Origin of the sequence: Catenulispora subtropica (assembly GCF_039531675.1) — a bacterium.
In the GTDB taxonomy this organism is placed as follows: domain Bacteria; phylum Actinomycetota; class Actinomycetes; order Streptomycetales; family Catenulisporaceae; genus Catenulispora; species Catenulispora subtropica.
Window position 1 is genome coordinate 1 of record NZ_BAAAQM010000080.1, and the last position, 20,420, is coordinate 20,420.

Here is a 20,420-nt window from a genome sequence, read left to right on the forward strand (position 1 = left end):
CGGCCAGCCGCGGCGGGGTCCTGGTCGGCCTCGCCGTCGTCGATCCACTCGAAGACTTCCTCGCCGTCCTCGACCGGGCCGAAGACGTCGTCCGGCTCGTCGCCGACGGCGTGTGGGTTCGCGTCCATCCCCGCCCTTGTTTCCTCCGCGCGAGGCGCGACCCCTGTGCGTGCGCGCTCCGTCGCTCCCAATCCTGACAGCGAAGTTTTCCAGAAAGTTGGCGTGAAAGGGGTGACAGCGGGGTTCGCTTCTGACAGCATGGTCTGCGTCGAGGTTGGGGGCAACTATGTCGACCGGATGCGGGGGCGCGGGGGCCGAGGGTCTGGATCCCAGACTGGCTCACACAGCATCACCGCAGGTCAAAAATAGTTTGCGGCCCTTAGCGGGGATCACCTAACCTTCCGATGCGGGCGAGAACGAATGCCTGCTGCACCACTGTGTGTCAACTCAATAAGCATTCAGACGAGAACGTGCGGAGCCGACTGCCATCGGCGCCAGCCGCACCGAGACGAAGTGAGGAGGCGAGTCCCGTGGAATCCACGACCACTGTTGTGTACGGCGTGCAGGCGAACAGCCCTGCGCCGCTGTTCCGTGTCATCGGCGGGGCGGTCGTGTCCTCTTGCCGTCCGGTGTCCGGGCAGGAGTGCTTCGGCTTCAGCGGTTCCGTCTCGCGGGTGGAGTCCGTCTCCGGCGCGATCGTGGCCGGCGCGGCCCAGGCCCTGGGTCTGCGCGGCTATGTCGGCGAGCAGGTCCGGCAGTCCGAGCGGGCCCACGTCCGGCCGGTCCAGGGCGAGGCCCCGGCCCAGCTGGTCCGTGGCGGGCGACGCGAGGTGCTCCTGGCGCAAGTCGACGGCGACGGCAACGGCAACGGCAGCTTCAACGGCAGTGACAGCGACAACGGCACCAACGGCACCAAGCCGATGACCCCGTGGGGTTACCGCACCTCGAGTCCACCTGGATGAGGACAATCCTCTTCAGCCGGCAGGACTTGAGGCCGCGGAACCCGTCAGGGATCCGCGGCCTTCGTGTTTCAGCACGACAGTACGGCCCGCGGCGGTGACCCCGCCCGGGAGCGGTACCGCAAGACCCGGCCTGAAGAACTCATGCCGGGAGGAAATCTCCTGATGAGGTGACTCACAGTGCAGAACGTGTTCGACACGGCAGTCGAGCAGACCGACATCACCACCCTCCCCTGCCGCGCCTACGACCCCGAGGTCTTCTTCGCGGAGACCCCGTCCGACGTCGAGTTCGCCAAGGCGATCTGCGTCGAGTGCCCGGTGAAGGCCGCGTGCCTGGCCGGCGCGCTGGAGCGGCGCGAGCCGTGGGGCGTCTGGGGCGGCGAGCTGTTCGTGCAGGGCGTCGTCGTGGCCCGCAAGCGGCCGCGGGGCCGTCCGCGCAAGGACGCGGCCCTGGTCGAGGCCCAGATCGCCGCCGAGGCCGCCGCCGCGGTCGAGGCCGCCAAGAAGGTCGCGATCCCGGCATGAACACCCGAGGTCTGAGCCGCCAGCGGCTGATCCGGCCGGCCCACCGGCGCGGCACCGCCACCGACGGCACGCAGGAACAGCGCGGCACCACCGCGAGACAGCAGTACCCGAAGACGATTTCAGCGACCGCCGAAACCGGCGATCCCACAAGGAGTTTCCAGATGCTATTCCAGTACGAAGAAGCCGCGCGCTACCGATCACAGGAGCTGCGCGACCAGGCCGAACGCCAGCGGTTCCTCAAGGAGGCGAACCGCCTGCGCCGGCAGAGCGAGCGAGGAGCACGACGGGCCCGGCGCAGCCTGGCCGGTCTGTTCCTGAACTAGGGCTGCGAAGCCTGCACAACGCACGGCCGCCGGGGGACGCGGGTCTTGAGGGCTCGTAGGGCGGCGATTTCGGAGGGCCGGTTCCGGGGATTCGGGACCGGCCCTCCGGCGTGCCGTGGCGTCGTGGCGGCGAGTCACCCCCGCCGCTCCGGCAACGCCCGCAACCCCGGCCACCGCGCCACCATCGCCGCCCGCAACCGCACCGCGAGTCGTTTCGTCTCGCCCAGCGGACCGTCGGCGTCGGCCACGTCACCGACCACGCCGAGGCGGTGCAGCACCCGCTCGCGTGCCGTCGGCGGGCCCCACGTCCAGTCCTCGTCGGGCAGGCGCGCGAGGTGGTCACGTCGCTCGCGGTGCGCGCGTTCCACGAGGGCGTCGCCGCGGATCAGCCAGGCGGCGCACGCGTCGGCCAGCTCGTCCGGGGTGACGCTCCGGCCCGACGTCTCGCGGTAGGCGGCTTCGGCCTCGGCGAGCAGGGCCGGTGGCGGTGCGGTCGAGCACCAGCAGGTGGGGAAGCCGATGCGGAGGTAGGCGAGTTCGACGGTGCCGTCGCCCAGGGACGCTTGCTCGAAGTCGACGAAGCGTACGCCGGCGGCCGTGTGCAGGTCGTTCGTCGGGCACGGGTCGCCGTGGAGCAGGTGACCGCGGCCGGTGCGGGTGGCCAGCCGGGCCAGCAGCGCGGTCAGTTCCGTGCCGACCGCGTCCGGCGCCGGTGTGCCCAGACGCGCCGCCAGTGTCACGAACGCCTCGAGGTCGGACCCCGTCGGCCCCGACCACCGCGGCAGCGGCACCCCGGCGGTCGGCACGCTGTGCAGCCCCGCCAAAGCCGTCGCGTAGCCGACGATCCAGTCCGGCGGCGGTGTCCGGTCCTCGATCCGCTCGACCACGAGCACGCGCTCCGCCGGGTCGGCGCCCAGCAGCCGCGGCACCACCGGGGGATCGGCGGCCGCGGCCGCCCGCAGGGCGGCGACTTCCCGGGCGAAGCGTTCGTCGGCCCCCGGTCCGGCCGCCAGCTGCTTGATCACGGCGTCGCCGGCGGACAGGCGGACCCGCCAGACGTGGGAGCGCGGGCTGCTCCCGAGCTTGCGGATCCGGTGCGGCCGTCCGAGTTCGGCTTGCAGGGCCTCGCTCATCGGGGTCCGCGACCGCATGGCCTTCATGGTGCCATGCGGGTCAGGGGGCTGCGACCGGTTTACCCGTTACTTGCGGACCGGGGAGACGCTCAGGGACATGCCGACCAGACCGCGGGAGCGGGTGGCGAGCTTGTCGGCGATGCCGAGGAGGACCTGGGCGGCGGGAGAGGCCGGGTCGGCGGCGGTGATGGGCTCCCCGGTGTCGCCGCCCTCGCGGAGGCGGACATCGATCGGGACCTGGCCGAGCAGGGGGACCTTGGTGCCGGTGGCGCGGGTGAGGGCCTCGGCCACGGTTTCGCCGCCGCCGCTGCCGAAGACGTCCACCTGCTCGCCGCAGTGCGGGCACGGCATCCAGGACATGTTCTCGATGACGCCGGTGATGCGCTGGCGGGTCTGGACCGCGATGGTGCCGGCGCGCTCGGCCACCTCGGCGGCGGCCTGCTGCGGCGTGGTGACCACCAGGATCTCGGCGTTCGGGACCAGCTGGGCCACCGAGATCGCGATGTCGCCGGTGCCCGGGGGGAGGTCCAGCAGCAGCACGTCCAGGTCGCCCCAGTAGACGTCGGCCAGGAACTGCTGGATGGCGCGGTGCAGCATCGGGCCGCGCCACACCACCGGGGAGTTGCCGGGGGTGAACATGCCGATGGAGATGACCTTCACGCCGCTGGGCGCGGTCGGGGCCAGGATCATGTCGTCGATCGGGGTGGGCGGCTCGGTGACGCCGAGCATGCGCGGGATCGAGTGGCCGTAGATGTCGGCGTCCACCACGCCCACCTTCAGGCCCTTGGCGGCCAGGGCCGCGGCCAGGTTGACGGTGACCGAGGACTTGCCGACGCCGCCCTTGCCGGAGGCGATGGCGTAGACCCGGGTGAGGCTGCCGGCCTGCGCGAACGGGATCTCGCGGTCGACCTGGCCGCCGCGCAGCTTGGTCTTCAGGGCCTCGCGCTGCTCGGCGCTCATCACGTCCAGCTCCACCTCGACCGCGGTGACGCCGGCGATCGCGCCGACCTCGCGCCGGATGTCCGAGGTGAGCCGGTCCTTCATCGGACAGCCGGCCACGGTGAGGAAGATGGCGACCTTGACGGCGCCGTCGGCGGCCACGTGGACCGCTTTGACCATGTCCAGCTCGGTGATGGAGCGGTGGATCTCAGGGTCCTGGACCTTCGAGAGCGCCTTGTGGATGGCGTCCTCGGTGATCCCATGCTCGACGGCGATACTCATAGGGTCGATGCTACGTCTTCACGCGCGCGGCACTGAGTGTCAACCGGTATGCCCTGCGTCACGCGGCACGGGGGCGCAGACGCGCCGAAGAGTCCACACGGCACGCCGTCTCATTACGCGGTGGAAGGGGTGGGACCCGCCGCCCACGGTCTACACTGAACCGGGTACAGCCCACATCACAGCGTCGTGGATCCGGGCGAATTCACTCCTGACCTGCGTGAAGGAACTGCTGTCGTGACGAAGCCTGTGGTGTCTGAGAAACCCGTCGTCCTGATCGCCGAGGAGCTGTCGCCGGCCACCGTCGACGCGCTCGGCCCCGATTTCGAGATCCGCCACTGCAACGGCGCGGACCGGGCCTCGCTGCTGGCCGCCCTGCCCGGCGCCGACGCCCTGCTGGTGCGCTCGGCGACCCAGGTGGACGCCGAGGCGCTCGCCGCCGCCACCAGGCTCAAGGTGGTCGCCCGGGCCGGCGTGGGCCTGGACAACGTCGACGTCGGCGCGGCCACCAAGGCCGGCGTCATGGTGGTGAACGCCCCCACCTCGAACATCACCTCGGCCGCCGAGCTGGCCATCGCGCTGCTGCTGGCCACCGCGCGGCACATCCCCAAGGCCAACGCCTCGCTCAAGAGCGGCAAGTGGGAGCGCAGCAAGTTCACCGGCGTCGAGCTGGACGACAAGGTCGTCGGGATCATCGGCTTCGGCCGGATCGGGCAGCTGGTGGCGCAGCGGCTGGCGCCGTTCGGCGTGCGGCTGCTGGCCTACGACCCCTACGTGCAGCCGGCCCGGGCCGGGCAGCTCGGCGCCAAGGTCGTGAGCCTGGACGAGCTGCTGGCCGAGTCCGACTTCATCAGCATCCACCTGCCGAAGACCCCGGAGACCCTGGGCCTGATCGGCGAGGAGGCGCTGCGCAAGGTCAAGCCGGGTGTCCGGATCGTGAACGCGGCCCGCGGCGGCATCGTCGACGAGGCGGCGCTGGCCATCGCGATCAAGGAGGGCCGGGTCGGCGGCGCCGGCATCGACGTGTTCGTCACCGAGCCGTGCACCGAGTCCCCGCTGTTCGACCTGGACCAGGTGGTCGTCACCCCGCACCTGGGCGCCTCCACCGACGAGGCCCAGGAGAAGGCCGGCGTGGCGGTCGCCAAGTCGGTGCGCCTGGCGCTGGCCGGCGAGCTGGTGCCGGACGCGGTCAACGTGCAGGGCGGCACCATCGCCGAGGACGTGCGCCCGGGCCTGCCGCTGGCCGAGCGCCTGGGCCGGGTGTTCACCGCCCTGGCCGGCGCCGCGCCGACCCAGCTGGACGTGATCGTCCGCGGCGAGATCACCCAGCACGACGTGAAGGTGCTGGAGCTGGCCGCCCTCAAGGGCGTGTTCGCGGACGTGGTCGAGCACTCGGTGTCGTACGTGAACGCCCCGTTGCTGGCCACTGAGCGCGGCATGGAGGTCCGCCTCACCACCAGCTCGGAGAGCCCGGACTACCGCAACATGACCACGGTCCGCGGCGTGCTGGCCGACGGCACGGTGGTCTCGGTCTCCGGCACCGTCTCCGGCCCGCGCCTGGTGGAGAAGATCGTCGAGGTCGACGGCTTCCAGCTGGACGTCAGCATCGCCGAGCACCTGCTGTTCCTGCGCTACACCGACCGGCCCGGCGTCGTCGGCCAGCTCGGCGGCATCCTCGGCGCGGCCGGCATCAACATCGGCGGCATGCAGGTCGCCCGGGCCGCCAAGGGCGGCGAGGCGCTGGTCGCGCTGACCGTCGACTCCGTGGTCCCGTCCGGGCTGCTGGACGAGATCAAGACGGCGATCGGCGCCACCGCGGTGCACAGCATCTCGCTGGAGAACTGAGCGTCCGCACCATCGCGCCGAGACGGCCCCGCCCTTCCGGGCGGGGCCGTCCCGCTATCCGCGCCGCCCCCACGCGGTCACCAGCGTGAGCGACAGGTCCACGACGTCGGGGTCCTTCAGCAGCCGCCGCGCCTCCCGATACACCTCGTCGTCCAGGACCATCCGCGGCCACAACTGGTCCCAGGTCCGCAGCCAGAACTCGTTCGGCGCGGTCCGCGCGCGCAGCACCGGGGTCGAGGCGTCCAGCCCGATCTCGGTCAGCCCCAGGTCGCGGAGCCGGCCGGCGTAGTCGCGGGCGAAGTGGAAGTCCGTGCCGATCGTCGTGTTCAGCATCCTGCGCATCGCCGCGAAGGTCTGGCGCAGGGCCGCATGCGGGGACGAGTGCGCCGCGAAGTCCACATGGTCGCCCACGACCAGCCAGCCGCCCGGCTTGAGCCAGGACGCCATCCGCGCCAGCAGGTCCGCGCGCTGCGGCGTGTGCATCAGCATGATGCGGCAGTGGACCAGGTCGAAGCGGCCGGGGTCGGCGGTCAGGGCGTCGGCGTCGAGCGGCTCCAGGTTCGCGGGGTTCTCGAAGGTGCGGAGCATCCGGGTGTCGCGGTCCAGGGCCGTCACCGTGCCGTCCGGCCCCACCTTGGTCGCCAGCCACCGCGCGACATGCCCGGGGCCGGTGCCGACGTCCAGACAGCGCCATCCGGGGGACACGCCCAGGCCCGCCAGGCAGCGGAAGGTGTCGGCGTCGTGCATGGCCGCCAGGGCGGACAGGCGGGGGATCTCGGTGGCGACGCGTTCCGGCTTGAAGAGGCGGTCGCCGTAACGCTCGCGGACGGGGGCGAGGCTCATAGCCCCTGATTCTGAACCAAAAGAGGCAGTCTCACATCGTAAGAACATCGGCTCCAGCGGCAGACAGGATTTAGTCGGATGTCCTAGTGTTTTGACTGCGCCGCAGGCCATCCTCACCGCGGCAGTCTCTCGCTGTACTCCGGCACCCTTCGGAGTCGTCCTCCCCTCACGACGACCCAAGCCCTCCTTCTTCTGTCTGGAGTCCGCCATGACCCGTACCCGCCGCCCCCGTCCCACGTCCGCCGCCTCCGCCTCCGAAGCCGCCAAGGCCGCCCGTGAGGCGCTGCAGGAGGCGCTGGACCGCCGGAGCCGCTGAGATCGCCGGCGTCCACATCGTGAACGCTCGTCGCTTGCCCTCTGAGACACGGACTACCGTAGGACCATGACCGCTCCCTCCTCCATCCGGCTGGCAGTGATCCCCGGCGACGGCATCGGCGTCGAGGTCACCGCCGAGGCCCTGAAGGTTTTGCAGGCCGCGCTGCCGGCGGACGTCAAGGTGGAGGGCACCGAGTACGACCTCGGGGCCCGCCGCTACCACGCCACCGGCGAGACGCTCCCGGACGAGGTACTGGGCGAGCTCAAGGGCTACGACGCGATCCTGCTCGGCGCGATCGGCGACCCGAGCGTGCCCTCCGGGGTGCTGGAGCGCGGGCTGCTGCTCAAGCTCCGCTTCGCCTTCGACCACCACGTGAACCTGCGGCCGTCCCGCCTCTACCCGGGCGTCGAGGGCCCGCTGAAGGCGGCCGGCGAGATCGACTTCGTCGTGGTCCGCGAGGGCACCGAGGGTCCGTACACCGGCAACGGCGGCACCATCCGCCAGGGCACCGAGCACGAGGTGGCCACGGAGGTCAGTCTCAACACCGCCTACGGCGTCGAGCGCGTGGTGCGCGACGCGTTCGCCCGGGCGCAGGCCCGGCCGCGCAAGAAGCTGACGCTGGTCCACAAGACCAACGTGCTGGTGTTCGCCGGCTCGCTCTGGAGCCGGGTCTTCCACGCCGTGGCGGCGGAGTTCCCCGAGGTCGCCACCGACTACCTGCACGTCGACGCCGCGACCATCTTCCTGGCCACCCAGCCCGAGCGCTTCGACGTCATCGTCACCGACAACCTGTTCGGCGACATCCTCACCGACCTCGCCGCCGCGGTCACCGGCGGCATCGGCCTGGCGGCGTCCGGGAACCTGGACGTCACCGGCACCTTCCCGTCGATGTTCGAGCCCGTGCACGGCTCGGCGCCGGACATCGCGGGGCAGGGCAAGGCGGACCCGACCGCCGCGATCCTGTCCGCCGCCCTGCTGCTGGACCATCTCGGGCGGACCAAGGCCCTGCCGGGTCTGTCCGAGGCCGCGCGCAGGATCGAGGCCGCGGTCGAGACCGATCTGGCCGAGCGCGCGGCGGACCCCACGCCGCGGACGACCTCCGAGATCGGCGACGCGCTGGCTGCCAAGGCAGCCGGCTGAGACACCGCCGCCGGAAGGACTGAACCCGATCGGCTCGGCTCGGCTCGCGACTGCGTGCCGCCGGGCCGTCGCACAGCTCTGCACTGTTTGTCCGCGACCGGTCGGGAGCCGGCCGGGAAGCGGGCTCGGCCGCGCGGGCTATGCGCGACCTGGCGAGGTATGCCTCGCTCCGCTCCTGAGGTAACGTCTCAGATAATGGGATTTTCCCCGGAGGGGCGCTGCGAGCTGCGCACCTCGGCCGTACACCGGGCCCGAGCAGGCCGTCGAGGCCGTCAAGGAGGACGCGCGATGACATCGACCATCGAACTCAAGCCCAGCAGTACCCCGAAGTCCGCCGAGGAGCGCGAGGCCCTGAAGGCGGTCGGCGGCTTCGGTCAGATCTTCACCGACCACATGGTGACGATCCGCTACACCGAGGGCCGCGGCTGGCACGACGCCGTGCTGGAGCCCTACGGCCCGGTGAGCCTGGACCCGGCCGCCTCGGTCTTCCACTACGGCCAGGAGATCTTCGAGGGCCTGAAGGCCTTCCGGACCGCCGACGGCCAGATCGTGTCCTTCCGGCCGGACGCCAACGCCGCGCGGTTCAACCGCAGCGCCCGCCGGATGGCGATGCCGGAGCTCCCCGAGGACCTGTTCCTGGCGGCGATCGACGCGCTGGTGAGCACCGACCGCGAGTGGGTGCCCGAAGCCGAGGGCCACAGCCTGTATCTCCGGCCCTTCATGTTCGCCACGCAGGTCGGCCTCGGCGTCAACGCGCCGAGCAGGGAATACCTGTTCATGCTCATCGCCGGTCCGGCCGGCTCCTACTTCGCCGGCGGCGTCAAGCCGGTGACGGTGTGGCTGACCGAGGACTACGTGCGCGCCGTCAAGGGCGGCACCGGCGAGGCCAAGTGCGGCGGCAACTACGCGTCCAGCTTCCTGGCCCAGGCGCAGGCCGTGGCCCAGGGCTGCGACCAGGTGGTGTGGCTCGACGGCTTCGAGCACAAGTACGTCGAGGAGATGGGCAGCAACAACCTCTACTTCGTCTACGGCAGCGGCGACGACGCCCGCCTGATGACCCCGGCGCTGACCGGCTCCCTGCTGCCCGGCATCACCCGCGACTCGCTGCTCACCGTGGCCGCCGACCTCGGCATCCCGGCCGGCGAGGGCACGATCACCGTCGAGCAGTGGCGGGACGGTGTGGCCAGTGGCGAGATCACCGAGGTGTTCGGCTGCGGCACCGCGGCGGTCGTGACGCCGCTGGGCAAGGTGAAGGGCAAGGACGGCGAGTTCACGATCGGCGGCGGCGAGCCCGGCCCGGTGACGCTGCGGATCCGTGAGGCGCTGCTCGGCATCCAGACCGGCAAGGCGCCCGACCTGCACCACTGGCTCCGCAAGATCGCGTGACCGGGCTTCGGCCTGTCGGCCGATCCCGCGGCCGGCTCGGGTGATCGACGGTATTTGAATCCCGCCGGGGCGTGGGGCACAGTCGGGGAGTGACAGACACCCTGACCGGCCCCGCGCCCCGGCGTTCGCTGTGGCGGCACCGCGACTTCCTGTTGCTGTGGGGCGGCCAGGCGGTCAGCGAGATCGGCAGCGCGATCACCATGCTGGCCGTGCCGCTGGCGGCGGTGCTGCTGCTGGACGCCGGCACCTTCCAGGTCGGCCTGCTCACCGCGATGAGCACCCTGCCCTTCCTGCTGGTGGCGCTGCCCGCCGGGGCGCTGGTGGACCGCGCCGCCAAACACCGGCTGATGATGTGGTGCGACGTCGGACGGCTGCTGCTGCTCGGCTCGGTGCCCCTGGCCACGCTGCCCGGCCTGCGCCTGACCTACCCGCACCTGCTGGTGGTCGCGCTGCTCACCGGGGTGCTGACCGTGTTCTTCGACGTCGCGTACCAGAGCTATCTGCCGGTCCTTCTGGACAAGGAGGACCTGGTCGACGGGAACGGCAAGCTCGGGACCACCGCGGCGTTCGCGCAGTTCGCCGGGCCCGCGCTCGGCGGTGTGCTGGTCGGGCTGCTCGGGGCCGCGCGCTCACTGATCGCCGACGCCGCGACCTACGCCGTCTCCGCGGTGACGCTGTTCCTGATCAGGACCCCCGAGCCGGCGCCGCATCCCGCTCACGGGGAACGCCGGATCAGGGACGACGTCAAGGAAGGCCTGCACTTCGTCGTCAAGCATCCGATCCTGCGCCGGATCGTGGCCTGCACCGGCACCGGGAACCTGTTCAACGCCATGATGCTGGCCGTGGAGACGCCCTTCATGGTCCGGGTCCTGGACCTCGAGCCGGGCGGCGTCGGCCTGGTGCTGACCCTCGGCGCGTGCGGCGGCATCGTGGGCGGCCTGATCGCCAGACCGCTGGCGAACCGGTTCGGCAGCGCGCGCATCATCTGGCTCTCGCCGCTGGTGATCGGCCTGCCGGCGTTCCTGGCTCCGCTGGCGACCCCGGGCTGGGGGGTGCTGCTCTACGCGGCCGGGCTGGCGTTCTTCGGGATGATGGCCGTCGTCTACAACGTCGCGCAGGTCTCCTACCGGCAGGCGATCACGCCGCACGCCCTGCTCGGCCGGATGAACGCCAGCGTCCGGTTCATCGTCTGGGGCACCATGCCGCTGGGCGCGCTGCTCGGCGGTCTGCTCGGCACCTGGTTCGGGCTGCGGGCCACGGTCTGGATCGCGGTGCTCGGCAGCTACGCCGCGGTGGCGTGGGTGTTCTTCTCGCCGCTGCGCTCCCTGCGCGACGTGCCCCTGGCCGCCGAGCCGACACCGGATCCCGTATGACGAGACGCTCTGTCCCGGCGACACCGGACTGTGGCAGGGTGGACACCATGCAGCAGCCGCAGATCATTACGGCGTGCGCGCCGGCACCGGAGTGGTCCTGACGGATCGCCCACCGCCAGCGCGCAGACCTCTCGTGGACTTCCACGGGGGGTTTTCTGTTTTTCGCACGCTTTGAAGCCGAGGAGCCCGCCGGTATGTCCGTCAACGCCGAATACGAGTCCTTTCACGTTTACGACACCACGCTGCGCGACGGCACGCAGCAGGAGGGCCTGTCCCTCGCCGTCGCCGACAAGCTCGCGATCGCGCGGCACCTGGACGCCCTCGGCGTCGGCTTCATCGAGGGGGGCTGGCCGGGGGCCGTCCCGAAGGACACGGAGTTCTTCCGGCGGGCTCGGACCGAGCTCGACCTGAAGCACGCGCAGCTCGCCGCGTTCGGTGCGACCCGCCGAGCCGGCGCCAAGGCCGCCGACGATCCTCAGGTGGCCGCGCTGCGGGAGTCCGGAGCGCCGATCGTCACGCTGGTGGCCAAAAGCCATGTCCGGCATGTCGAGCTGGCGCTCCGGACCACCTTGTCCGAGAACCTGGCGATGATCCGGGACACCGTGGCGCACCTGCGCGCCGAGGGGCGGCGGGTCTTCCTGGACGCCGAGCACTTCTTCGACGGCTACCGGGCCGACGCCGCGTACGCCCTGGAGTGCCTGCGCGCCGCCGCCGAGGCCGGGGCCGACGTGGTGGTGCTGTGCGACACCAACGGCGGCATGCTGCCGGCCCAGCTGGCCGACATCGTGCACGAGGTGCGCGAGGCCACCGCGGCGCGGATCGGCATCCACACCCACGACGACGCCTCCTGCGCGGTGGCCAACGCGCTGGCCGCGGTCGACGCCGGCGCGACGCACGTGCAGGGCACCGCCAACGGCTACGGCGAGCGCTCGGGCAACGCGAACCTGTTCAGCGTGGTCGCCAACCTGCAGCTCAAGCTCGGACGCGAGGTGGTCCCGCCGGCCGGCCTGGCCGAGATGACCCGGATCGCCCACGCCGTCTCCGAGGTCACGAACCTGGCGCCGAACCCGCAGCAGCCGTACGTCGGCGTGTCGGCGTTCGCGCACAAGGCCGGCCTGCACGCCTCGGCGGTCCGCGTGGACCCGGACCTCTACCAGCACATCGACCCGAAGCTGGTCGGCAACGACATGCGGATGCTGGTCTCGGAGATGGCCGGCCGGGCCTCGGTCGAGCTCAAGGGCCGGGAGCTGGGCTTCGACCTGTCGGCCGACCCCGCGACGCTGAGCCGGGTCACCAACCGGGTCAAGGAGCTGGAGGCGGTCGGCTACTCCTTCGAGGCCGCCGACGCCAGCTTCGAGCTGCTGCTGCGCGGCGAGCTCGGCACGCCGGCGCGGTTCTTCGACGTGCTGTCCTGGCGCTCCTTCGCCGAGCAGCTGGCCGACGGCGCGATCGTCAACCAGGCCACGGTCAAGGTCCGGGTCAAGGGCGAGGAGGTGCTGGCCGCCGGCGAGGGCAACGGCCCGGTGAACGCGCTGGACAACGCCCTGCGCGCGGCGCTGGCCGCGGCCTACCCCGCGCTGGCCGGGCTGGAGCTTGTGGACTACAAGGTGCGGATCCTGACCGGCGACCACGGCACCGCCTCGCGGACCCGGGTGCTGATCATCACCAGCGACGGCGGCGCGGAGTGGTCCACGGTCGGGGTGGGCGAGAACGTCATCGCAGCCTCTTGGCAGGCGCTGGTCGACGCCGTGACCTATGGACTGCTCGCGAAGGGGGAAACAATTCTCTGAAGAGGGCCCTGAAAAGTCCGCCGAAAGGCAGGAGATTGACCCGATCGGTGATGATTCCGGCTCTCCTCTCGGTTATCTCCCGCTAATATGACGGTGCGTAAGGGGTCAGTGCCCTAGAGTCAGCCTTCCGTCGACGTCAGCGAGGGTTGGTGACGCACTGCCATGGGACTGGACAGGCGAGGGCCGATTCGGGGGATGCCCGGGGCGCGCCTCCACAGCGTGCCGCCGGGCTATGCGGCCGCCGCCGGCCTGATCACCACGCACGCCACGCTGGCCGTCACGGGCCTCGGCCGGCCGGTGCCGGCCCTGCTGGGCGACGCCGGCCTGGCCGCCGCCGCGGGACTCGCGGCGGCGGCGTGCATCAGCCGCACGATCTTGATGGTGCGCTTCTACCGCAGGGCCTGTTTCCGCTGCTACTCCTGGCTGCTGGCCGGGCTGTCCTGTCTGGCGGCCGCGGTCGGCAACACGGTGTGGGCCTGGTACGAGCTGGTCCTGGACGTCACCCCGCCCAGCCCCTCGGCGGCGGACTGGGCGTTCCTGTTCTTCGGGCCGCTGGCGCTGGCCGCGTTCGTCACCGCGCACGGCGAGGACGTGAGCCTGTCCACCCGGGTCCGGCTGCTGCTGGACACCACGCTGGTGGCCGGCTCGCTGTTCGTCGTGGCCTGGGTGCTGGCGCTGGCGCTGGCCATCGAGCGGGTGGACTCGCCGGTCCGCACCTTCCTGGTGCTCGGCTACCCGGCCTTCGACCTGGTGCTGGTCAGCCTGCTGCTGGCGTTACGGGGCCGCACGCCGGGGGAGCGCGGCGGGATCGGCACCGGGGTGCGGGTCGGCTATCTGATGATCGTGGTCTGCGACTCCATCTTCACCATGCCCGCGGTGCGCGACGGCTACCGCTCCGGCGGCATCCTGGACACCGGCTGGTTCGCCGGCTACCTGGTGATCGCGGCGGCGGCCTGGTACGGCGACGGGTTCCGGCCGGAACGGGTGGGCAAGGTGGTCGCGCAACGGCCCGCGCCGTCGGGGCCGTCAGGGCTGCCAGGGCCGCCGGGCTCGCCGGAGCCGGCCGTGCTCGCCGGCGCCGACTGCCCGACCGGATGCGCGGCCGCGGTGCACGACGCCTCCGCGCTGCACGACTGCGACGCCGTCGCCGGGTGCGTGGGCGCCTCCGCGCCGGCCGTGACCGTCATCCCGGGCGCCCTGGACCGCCCGATCGAGCCGCCGCCCTCGATGAGCACGTCCCTGCGGACGGTCCGCGCGATACTGCCCTACCTCGCGGCGGCGTTCTGCCTGGCCGGCGTCCTGGCCGACGGCCTGGACACCAATCGCCGGATGGACCCGGTGGTGCTGATCGCCGGCGCGGCGGTCCTGGTCGCCCTGGTGGCCCGGCAGAGCCTGACCCTCTACGAGAACCAGCGCCTGACCGAGGACCTGCGGCGGGCCGCCGAGACGCTGCAGCACCACGCCTACCACGACCCGCTCACCGGCCTGGCCAACCGGGCGCTGCTCACCGACCGGCTGGAGCACGCGCTGACCCAGCGGCAGGCCGAGTGGGAGCCGGTCGCGGTGATCTTCCTGGACCTGGACGGCTTCAAGGGCGTCAACGACTCGGTCGGCCACGAGACCGGCGACCGGGTGCTGGTCGAGGCGGCGGGCCGGATCTCCGGCTCGCTGCGGGTCGGGGACACGGTGGCCCGGTTCGGCGGGGACGAGTTCGTGATCGTGCTGGAGGTCGGGACCACGGTCGGCGGCGCGCTGGTGGTCGCCGAGCGGATCCGCGGGCGACTGTGTGAGGAGTACCGCATCGAGGGCCTCACGCACCGGCTCGGGGCGTCGATCGGCGTGGCCTTCTCCGAACCCGGCGGCACCGCCTCCAACCTGCTGCGCCGCGCCGACGCCGCGATGTACCGGGCCAAGACCGGGGGCCGCAACCGGGTCGTGGCCGAGCCGCTCGCCGACACCTGGGCGGTTTCGCATGGCGAGACCGCTCCGATCAATGCTTGACACAGGCGCGTCGGCGGGAGGAGGGTTACCACCATGACGACACGAAAGTCGATTCTCGTACTTGCCCGGCGCGTTGGCTGAGTAAACCTCACGCCACGCGCCTCCCCTCGTTGAGCCGGTCGGCTCCGGGGGTTTTTTGTTGGCCGAGTACTGAGTCTCAAGAAGAGAGATAGTCATGACAGACCGCAGTGATCAGCAGGCGATCTCCGGCGCCGCCTCGTTGATCCGCGCGCTCGAGGAGAGTGGGGTCGACACCGTCTTCGGCATCCCCGGCGGCGCGATCCTCCCGGCCTACGACCCGCTCCTGGACTCCACCCGGCTGCGCCACATCCTCGTCCGCCACGAGCAGGGGGCGGGGCACGCGGCCACCGGCTACGCGCAGGCCACCGGCCGGGTCGGGGTCTGCATGGCGACCTCCGGGCCCGGCGCCACCAACCTGGTCACGCCGATCGCCGACGCGCACATGGACTCGGTGCCGATGGTCGCGATCACCGGCCAGGTGCCCAGCGCCAACATCGGCACCGACGCCTTCCAAGAGGCGGACATCGTCGGCATCACCCTGCCGATCACCAAGCACAGCTTCCTGGTCTCCCGGGCTGACGAGATCGCCCGGACCGTGTCGGAGGCCTTCCACATCGCCTCCACCGGCCGCCCCGGGCCGGTGCTCATCGACATCACCAAGGACGCCCTGCAGTCCACCACCGACTTCCACTGGCCGGTGGAGCTGAACCTGCCCGGCTACCGGCCGGTCTCCAAGCCGCACGCCAAGCAGGTCCGCGAGGCCGCGCGGATGCTGACCGAGGCCAAGCGCCCGGTGCTGTACATCGGCGGCGGCGTGCTGAAGGCCCGGGCCAGCACCGAGTTCCGGGTGCTGGCCGAGCTCACCGAGGCCCCGGTGGTCACCACCCTGATGGCCCGCGGCGCCTTCCCGGACAGCCACCCGCTGCACCTGGGCATGCCCGGTATGCACGGCACGGTGGCGGCGGTCACCGCGCTGCAGAAGGCCGACCTGATCGTGGCCCTGGGCACCCGCTTCGACGACCGCGTGACCGGCAAGCTCTCCAGCTTCGCGCCGCACGCCAAGGTGGTGCACGCGGACATCGACCCGGCCGAGATCTCCAAGAACCGGGCCGCCGACGTGCCGATCGTCGGCGACTGCCGGGAGGTGATCGCCGACCTGGTGGTCGCGGTGCAGGCCGAGCACGCGGCCGGCCGGCGCGGCGACTACGCCGGGTGGTGGGAGCAGCTGAACGCCTGGCGCCGCACCTACCCGCTGGGCTACGAGCTGCCCGCCGACGGCTCGCTGGCGCCGCAGCAGGTGATCGAGCGGATCGGCCGGATCGCCGGCCCGGACGCCATCTACGCCGCCGGCGTCGGCCAGCACCAGATGTGGGCCTCGCAGTTCATCTCGTACGAGAACCCGTACACCTGGCTGAACTCCGGGGGCGCGGGCACCATGGGCTACGCGGTCCCGGCCGCCATGGGCGCCAAGGTCGGCATGCCGGACCGGACGGTGTGGGCGATCGACGGCGACGGCTGCTTCCAGATGACCAACCAGGAGCTGGCCACCTGTGCCATCAACGACATCCCGATCAAGGTGGCCGTGATCAACAACGGCAGCCTGGGCATGGTGCGGCAGTGGCAGACCCTGTTCTACGGCAAGCGCTACTCGAACACCGACCTGCACTCGCGGCGGATCCCGGACTTCGTGAAGCTGGCCGAGGCCTACGGCTGCGTGGGCCTGCGCTGCGAGTCGCCGGAGGACCTGGACAAGACCATCCAGCAGGCGATGGAGATCGACGACGCCCCGGTGGTCGTGGACTTCGTCGTGCACCAGGACGCGATGGTGTGGCCGATGGTGCCCGCCGGGGTGTCCAACGATGAGATCCTGGCCGCGCAGGACGTGCGGCCCGACTTCGGAGACGGGGAGGAGTAGGAGTCATGTCACGGCACACTCTCTCCGTGCTGGTGGAGAACAAGCCCGGCGTCCTGACCCGGGTCGCCGGCCTGTTCGCCCGCCGCGACTTCAACATCGAGTCGCTGGCGGTCGGTCCGACCGAGCACGAGGACGTCTCCCGGATCACCCTGGTGGTGACCGTCGAGGAGCATCCGCTGGAGCAGGTCACCAAACAGCTCAACAAGCTGATCAACGTGCTCAAGATCGTGGAGCTGGACGCCGGGGCCAGCGTGCAGCGGGAGCTGCTGCTGGTCAAGGTCCGCTGCGACCAGGAGACCCGGGCCGAGGTGCTGGCCACCGTCCAGCTCTTCCGGGCCAAGATCGTCGACGTGGCCACCGACGCGGTCACCGTCGAGGCCACCGGCGACCGCGAGAAGATCGAGGCGCTGCTGCGCGTCCTGGAGCCGTTCGGGATCAAGGAGCTGGTCCAGTCCGGCATGGTGGCCATCGGCCGCGGCTCCCGCTCGATAGCGGACCGGCCGCTGCGGGCGGTCACCCCGGAGGACGTCCGGGCCCACCACGAGGGCGGGGCCCACGGCGGGCACAACGGCCACGCCGGTCAGAACGCACAGCGCGACACCCACAACCGCACGCACAGAAAGCAAGTGAGCGACCACCATGGCTGAGATGTACTACGACGACGACGCGGACCTGAGCATCATCCAGGGCCGCAGCGTCGCGGTCCTGGGCTACGGGTCCCAGGGCCACGCGCACGCGCTGTCCCTGCGGGACTCCGGCGTGGACGTGCGCGTGGGCCTGCCCGAGGGCTCCAAGTCCCGCCAGGCGGCCGAGGAGGCCGGGCTGCGGGTCGTCACCCCGTTCGAGGCCTGCGAAGAGGCCGACGTGATCATGGTCCTGGTCCCGGACCCGGTCCAGCGCAAGGTCTACGCCGAGGCCATCGAGCCGAACCTGGCCGAGGGCGACGCCCTGTTCTTCGGCCACGGCCTGAACATCCGCTACGGCTTCATCAAGCCCCCGGCCGGCGTCGACGTGTGCATGGTCGCCCCCAAGGGCCCGGGCCACCTGGTGCGCCGCCAGTTCACCGAGGGCCGCGGCGTGCCCTGCCTGATCGCGGTCGAGCAGGACGCCACCGGCACCGCCACCCAGCTGGCGCTGTCCTACGCCAAGGGCATCGGCGGCACCCGGGCCGGCGTCATCAAGACCACCTTCACCGAGGAGACCGAGACCGACCTGTTCGGCGAGCAGGCGGTGCTGTGCGGCGGAGCCGAGGCCCTGATCAAGGCCGGGTTCGAGACCCTGACCGAGGCCGGCTACCAGCCGGAGGTCGCCTACTTCGAGTGCCTGCACGAGCTCAAGCTCATCGTCGACCTGATGTACGAGGGCGGGCTGGAGAAGATGAACTGGTCGGTCTCCGAGACCGCCGAGTGGGGCGGCTACGTCACCGGTCCGCGCATCATCACCGACCAGACCAAGGCCACCATGAAGCAGGTGCTGGCCGAGATCCAGGACGGCAGCTTCGCCAACAACTGGATCGCGGAGTACGACGCCGGACTGCCGAACTACAAGAAGTACGTCGAGGCCGAGGCCGCGCACCCGATCACCGAGACCGGGAAGCAGCTGCGCTCGATGATGTCCTGGATCCGCGAGGACTGATTCGGGGCGAACGCGTCTCGCGAAGGCCGGCTCCGCACACCAGTGCGGCGCCGGCCTTCTCCGTTCCCAGGACGTTTCATCGGCCTTTGTCACCCTTTCGCCGCTCTCGATCTGAAGGTCGTGATTGTCGGGAATAGAGTGGCGAACGCGCTTCAGCAGCGCGTTCGCAACTCGTGTGTCCCGACAGGAGGAAAGTGATGGGCGTCAACAGGAGGACACCCGCGCTGCACACCGGCGTGATCGCGGCGGCGGTCGCGCTGGCCGCGGCGGCCTGCGGCAGCAGTGGGAGCAGTGGCAACGCCAGCTCCGGCAGCTCCGGCGCGGTCCAGGGATCCAGCACCTCCGGCCGGAACACGGTCAACTCGGCCAGCGTGAAGCAGGGCGGCACGGTCACCTGGACCATCGAGAAGACGGTCCAGGCCTGGAACCCGCTGACCTCCAGCGGGAACACGTTCGACTACGCGCAGGTCACCAACGGCATCTACCCGGACGTCTACGTCCCGCAGCCGGACTACTCGCTCGTGCTGAACACCGACCTCATCAACGGCGACCCGGTGGTGACCAACGCCACCGCCACCACCCCGCAGAAGATCGTCTACACCATCCAGCCGAACGCGAAGTGGTCCGACGGCACCCCCGTCTCGGCCGACGACTTCATCTACCTGTGGCAGGCGCAGAACGGCACCAATCCGAACGTCGACGCGGCCAGCACCACCGGCTACAGCGCGATCGCCTCGGTGGTGGGCAGCAACAACGGCAAGACGGTGACCGTCACCTTCAAACAGGACCAGCCGTTCTCGGACTGGAAGAGCCTGTTCACCTCGATCCTGCCCGCGCACATCGCCAACCAGCACGGCGACGTCGCCGCCTCCTTCACCTGGCTGGACGCCAACCCGCCGACGGTCTCCGCCGGACCGTTCATCATCGCCCCCGGCGGCGTCTCGGCCGACAAGAGCCTGATCAAGACGATCCGCAACACGCAGTACTACGGCAAGGCGGCCGCCCTGGACGAGGTGGACTTCCGCGCCATCACCGACTCCGCGCAGGAGCCGACCGCGCTGGCCAACGGCGAGGTGGACGGCATCTACCCGCAGCCGCAGCTGGACCTGGTGAACCGGGTCAAGAGCATCAACGGCGTCGACTACCACATCAACCAGGGCCTGGTCTGGGAGCACATCGACCTGAACCTGCGCAACACCGCCTTCGGCGGTCCGCAGAACGTCGACCAGACCGCGCCGGCGAAGGTGGCGCTGCGCCAGGCGATGTTCACGGCCTTCGACCGGCAGGGCCTGCTCAACCGGACCGTCAAGCAGTTCGACAACCAGGCGGCCGTGCTGAACAACCGCATGGTGGTGCCCGGTCAGCCCGGCTACCAGGACAACGTGACGCAGTACTACCCGCCGAACGGGGACCTCAACAAGGCCAAGCAGCTCCTCACCTCGGCCGGCTACACCGGGGTCGGCACCGCGCTGGTCGACCCCAGCGGCAAGGCGGTCCCGCCGTTCGTCATGCGTTACACCGTCGGCAACGCGATCCGCCAGGACACCTGCAACCTGTTCGCGCAGACGATGAAGCAACTCGGGATCACCGTCAACGTGAGCTCCACGGACAACCTGGGCAAGACCCTGACCCAGGCCGACGCCCAGCACTCGTACGACATCGTCGTGTTCGCCTGGGTGGACACGCCGTTCCCGAACTCGGCGAACCAGCCCATCTACACCACCGCGGTGCAGGGCACCCCGATGAGCAACTACGGGTACTACAGCAACGCCAACGTGGACAAGTGGCTGGCCGACGCCACCGTCAACCCCGACGAGAAGGCCCGCGAGAACGACCTGAACCAGTCCGACGCGCAGGTCACCAAGGACGCGTACACGCTGCCGCTGTACCAGAAGCCGACGATGATCGCGTACAAGAACAACCTGGGCAACGTGCGTGACAACCCCACCCAGATCGGGCCGACCTACAACATCCAGCAGTGGGGCATCAAGTCCTAG

General features: G+C 70.9%; 14 protein-coding genes and 2 pseudogenes. 13 read left to right on the forward strand and 3 right to left on the reverse strand.

The features are described from left to right. Nucleotides 1–530 precede the first annotated feature (530 nt). The 3 genes and pseudogenes from ABD466_RS40840 to ABD466_RS40850 all read left to right on the forward strand — a co-directional run bounded on the left by ABD466_RS40840 (nucleotide 531) and on the right by ABD466_RS40850 (nucleotide 1,807). Nucleotides 531–962 carry a hypothetical protein gene (locus tag ABD466_RS40840; protein WP_344662682.1) on the forward strand — a complete coding sequence of 144 codons (432 nt, stop codon included), beginning with the start codon at nucleotides 531–533 and terminating at the stop codon, nucleotides 960–962. 177 nt (nucleotides 963–1,139) lie between these two features. Continuing rightward, a pseudogene (locus ABD466_RS40845) lies at nucleotides 1,140–1,415 on the forward strand (WhiB family transcriptional regulator); the annotation flags it as partial. A gap of 65 nt (nucleotides 1,416–1,480) precedes the next feature. Beyond that, nucleotides 1,481–1,807 (forward strand): hypothetical protein, encoded by a 327-nt coding sequence (locus ABD466_RS40850; RefSeq protein ID WP_344662683.1) that lies wholly within the window; start codon nucleotides 1,481–1,483, stop codon nucleotides 1,805–1,807. A 134-nt stretch (nucleotides 1,808–1,941) separates the two neighbouring features. Here ABD466_RS40850 and ABD466_RS40855 read toward each other — a convergent pair whose 3' ends face one another. Then, on the reverse strand, nucleotides 1,942–2,958 hold the full coding sequence (locus ABD466_RS40855; RefSeq protein WP_344662684.1) for a phosphotransferase: 1,017 nt from the start codon (nucleotides 2,956–2,958) through the stop codon (nucleotides 1,942–1,944). A 48-nt stretch (nucleotides 2,959–3,006) separates the two neighbouring features. Then, entirely contained in the window at nucleotides 3,007–4,161 is a 1,155-nt protein-coding gene (locus ABD466_RS40860; RefSeq protein WP_344662685.1) for an Mrp/NBP35 family ATP-binding protein, read from the reverse strand. A gap of 249 nt (nucleotides 4,162–4,410) precedes the next feature. On the opposite strand from ABD466_RS40860, the gene serA reads away from it, so the two are divergent. Then, nucleotides 4,411–6,003, forward strand: a complete 1,593-nt coding sequence (serA, locus tag ABD466_RS40865) for a phosphoglycerate dehydrogenase (RefSeq protein ID WP_344662686.1) — start codon at nucleotides 4,411–4,413, stop codon at nucleotides 6,001–6,003. Nucleotides 6,004–6,057: 54 nt separating this feature from the next. Here serA and ABD466_RS40870 read toward each other — a convergent pair whose 3' ends face one another. After that, the gene (locus tag ABD466_RS40870; RefSeq protein ID WP_344662687.1) at nucleotides 6,058–6,846 is read right to left on the reverse strand and encodes a class I SAM-dependent methyltransferase; all 789 of its coding nucleotides are present in this window, start codon (nucleotides 6,844–6,846) and stop codon (nucleotides 6,058–6,060) included. A gap of 382 nt (nucleotides 6,847–7,228) precedes the next feature. Here ABD466_RS40870 and ABD466_RS40875 point away from each other — a divergent pair, with 382 nt between their 5' ends. From ABD466_RS40875 to ABD466_RS40915, 9 genes and pseudogenes are all read left to right on the forward strand, one after another. After that, nucleotides 7,229–8,302: a 3-isopropylmalate dehydrogenase gene (locus tag ABD466_RS40875; protein ID WP_344662688.1), complete on the forward strand. Its 1,074-nt coding sequence runs from the start codon at nucleotides 7,229–7,231 to the stop codon at nucleotides 8,300–8,302. 288 nt (nucleotides 8,303–8,590) lie between these two features. Beyond that, nucleotides 8,591–9,688 (forward strand): branched-chain amino acid aminotransferase, encoded by a 1,098-nt coding sequence (locus ABD466_RS40880; protein ID WP_344662689.1) that lies wholly within the window; start codon nucleotides 8,591–8,593, stop codon nucleotides 9,686–9,688. A gap of 89 nt (nucleotides 9,689–9,777) precedes the next feature. Beyond that, entirely contained in the window at nucleotides 9,778–11,061 is a 1,284-nt protein-coding gene (locus ABD466_RS40885) for an MFS transporter (protein ID WP_344662690.1), read from the forward strand. A 194-nt stretch (nucleotides 11,062–11,255) separates the two neighbouring features. Then, nucleotides 11,256–12,851: a citramalate synthase gene (gene cimA / locus ABD466_RS40890; RefSeq protein ID WP_344662691.1), complete on the forward strand. Its 1,596-nt coding sequence runs from the start codon at nucleotides 11,256–11,258 to the stop codon at nucleotides 12,849–12,851. A 195-nt stretch (nucleotides 12,852–13,046) separates the two neighbouring features. Continuing rightward, complete coding sequence (locus ABD466_RS40895) at nucleotides 13,047–14,852, forward strand: diguanylate cyclase (RefSeq protein ID WP_344662692.1); 1,806 nt, start codon at nucleotides 13,047–13,049, stop codon at nucleotides 14,850–14,852. Nucleotides 14,853–15,027: 175 nt separating this feature from the next. Further along, complete coding sequence (locus ABD466_RS40900) at nucleotides 15,028–16,788, forward strand: acetolactate synthase large subunit (RefSeq protein WP_344662693.1); 1,761 nt, start codon at nucleotides 15,028–15,030, stop codon at nucleotides 16,786–16,788. A 5-nt stretch (nucleotides 16,789–16,793) separates the two neighbouring features. Beyond that, nucleotides 16,794–17,303, forward strand: a pseudogene (gene ilvN, locus ABD466_RS40905) (acetolactate synthase small subunit); the annotation flags it as partial. A 124-nt stretch (nucleotides 17,304–17,427) separates the two neighbouring features. Beyond that, nucleotides 17,428–18,423: a ketol-acid reductoisomerase gene (gene ilvC, locus ABD466_RS40910; RefSeq protein ID WP_344662694.1), complete on the forward strand. Its 996-nt coding sequence runs from the start codon at nucleotides 17,428–17,430 to the stop codon at nucleotides 18,421–18,423. 197 nt (nucleotides 18,424–18,620) lie between these two features. Continuing rightward, a complete protein-coding gene (locus ABD466_RS40915; protein WP_344662695.1) occupies nucleotides 18,621–20,420 on the forward strand; it encodes an ABC transporter family substrate-binding protein in 1,800 nt (599 codons plus the stop codon).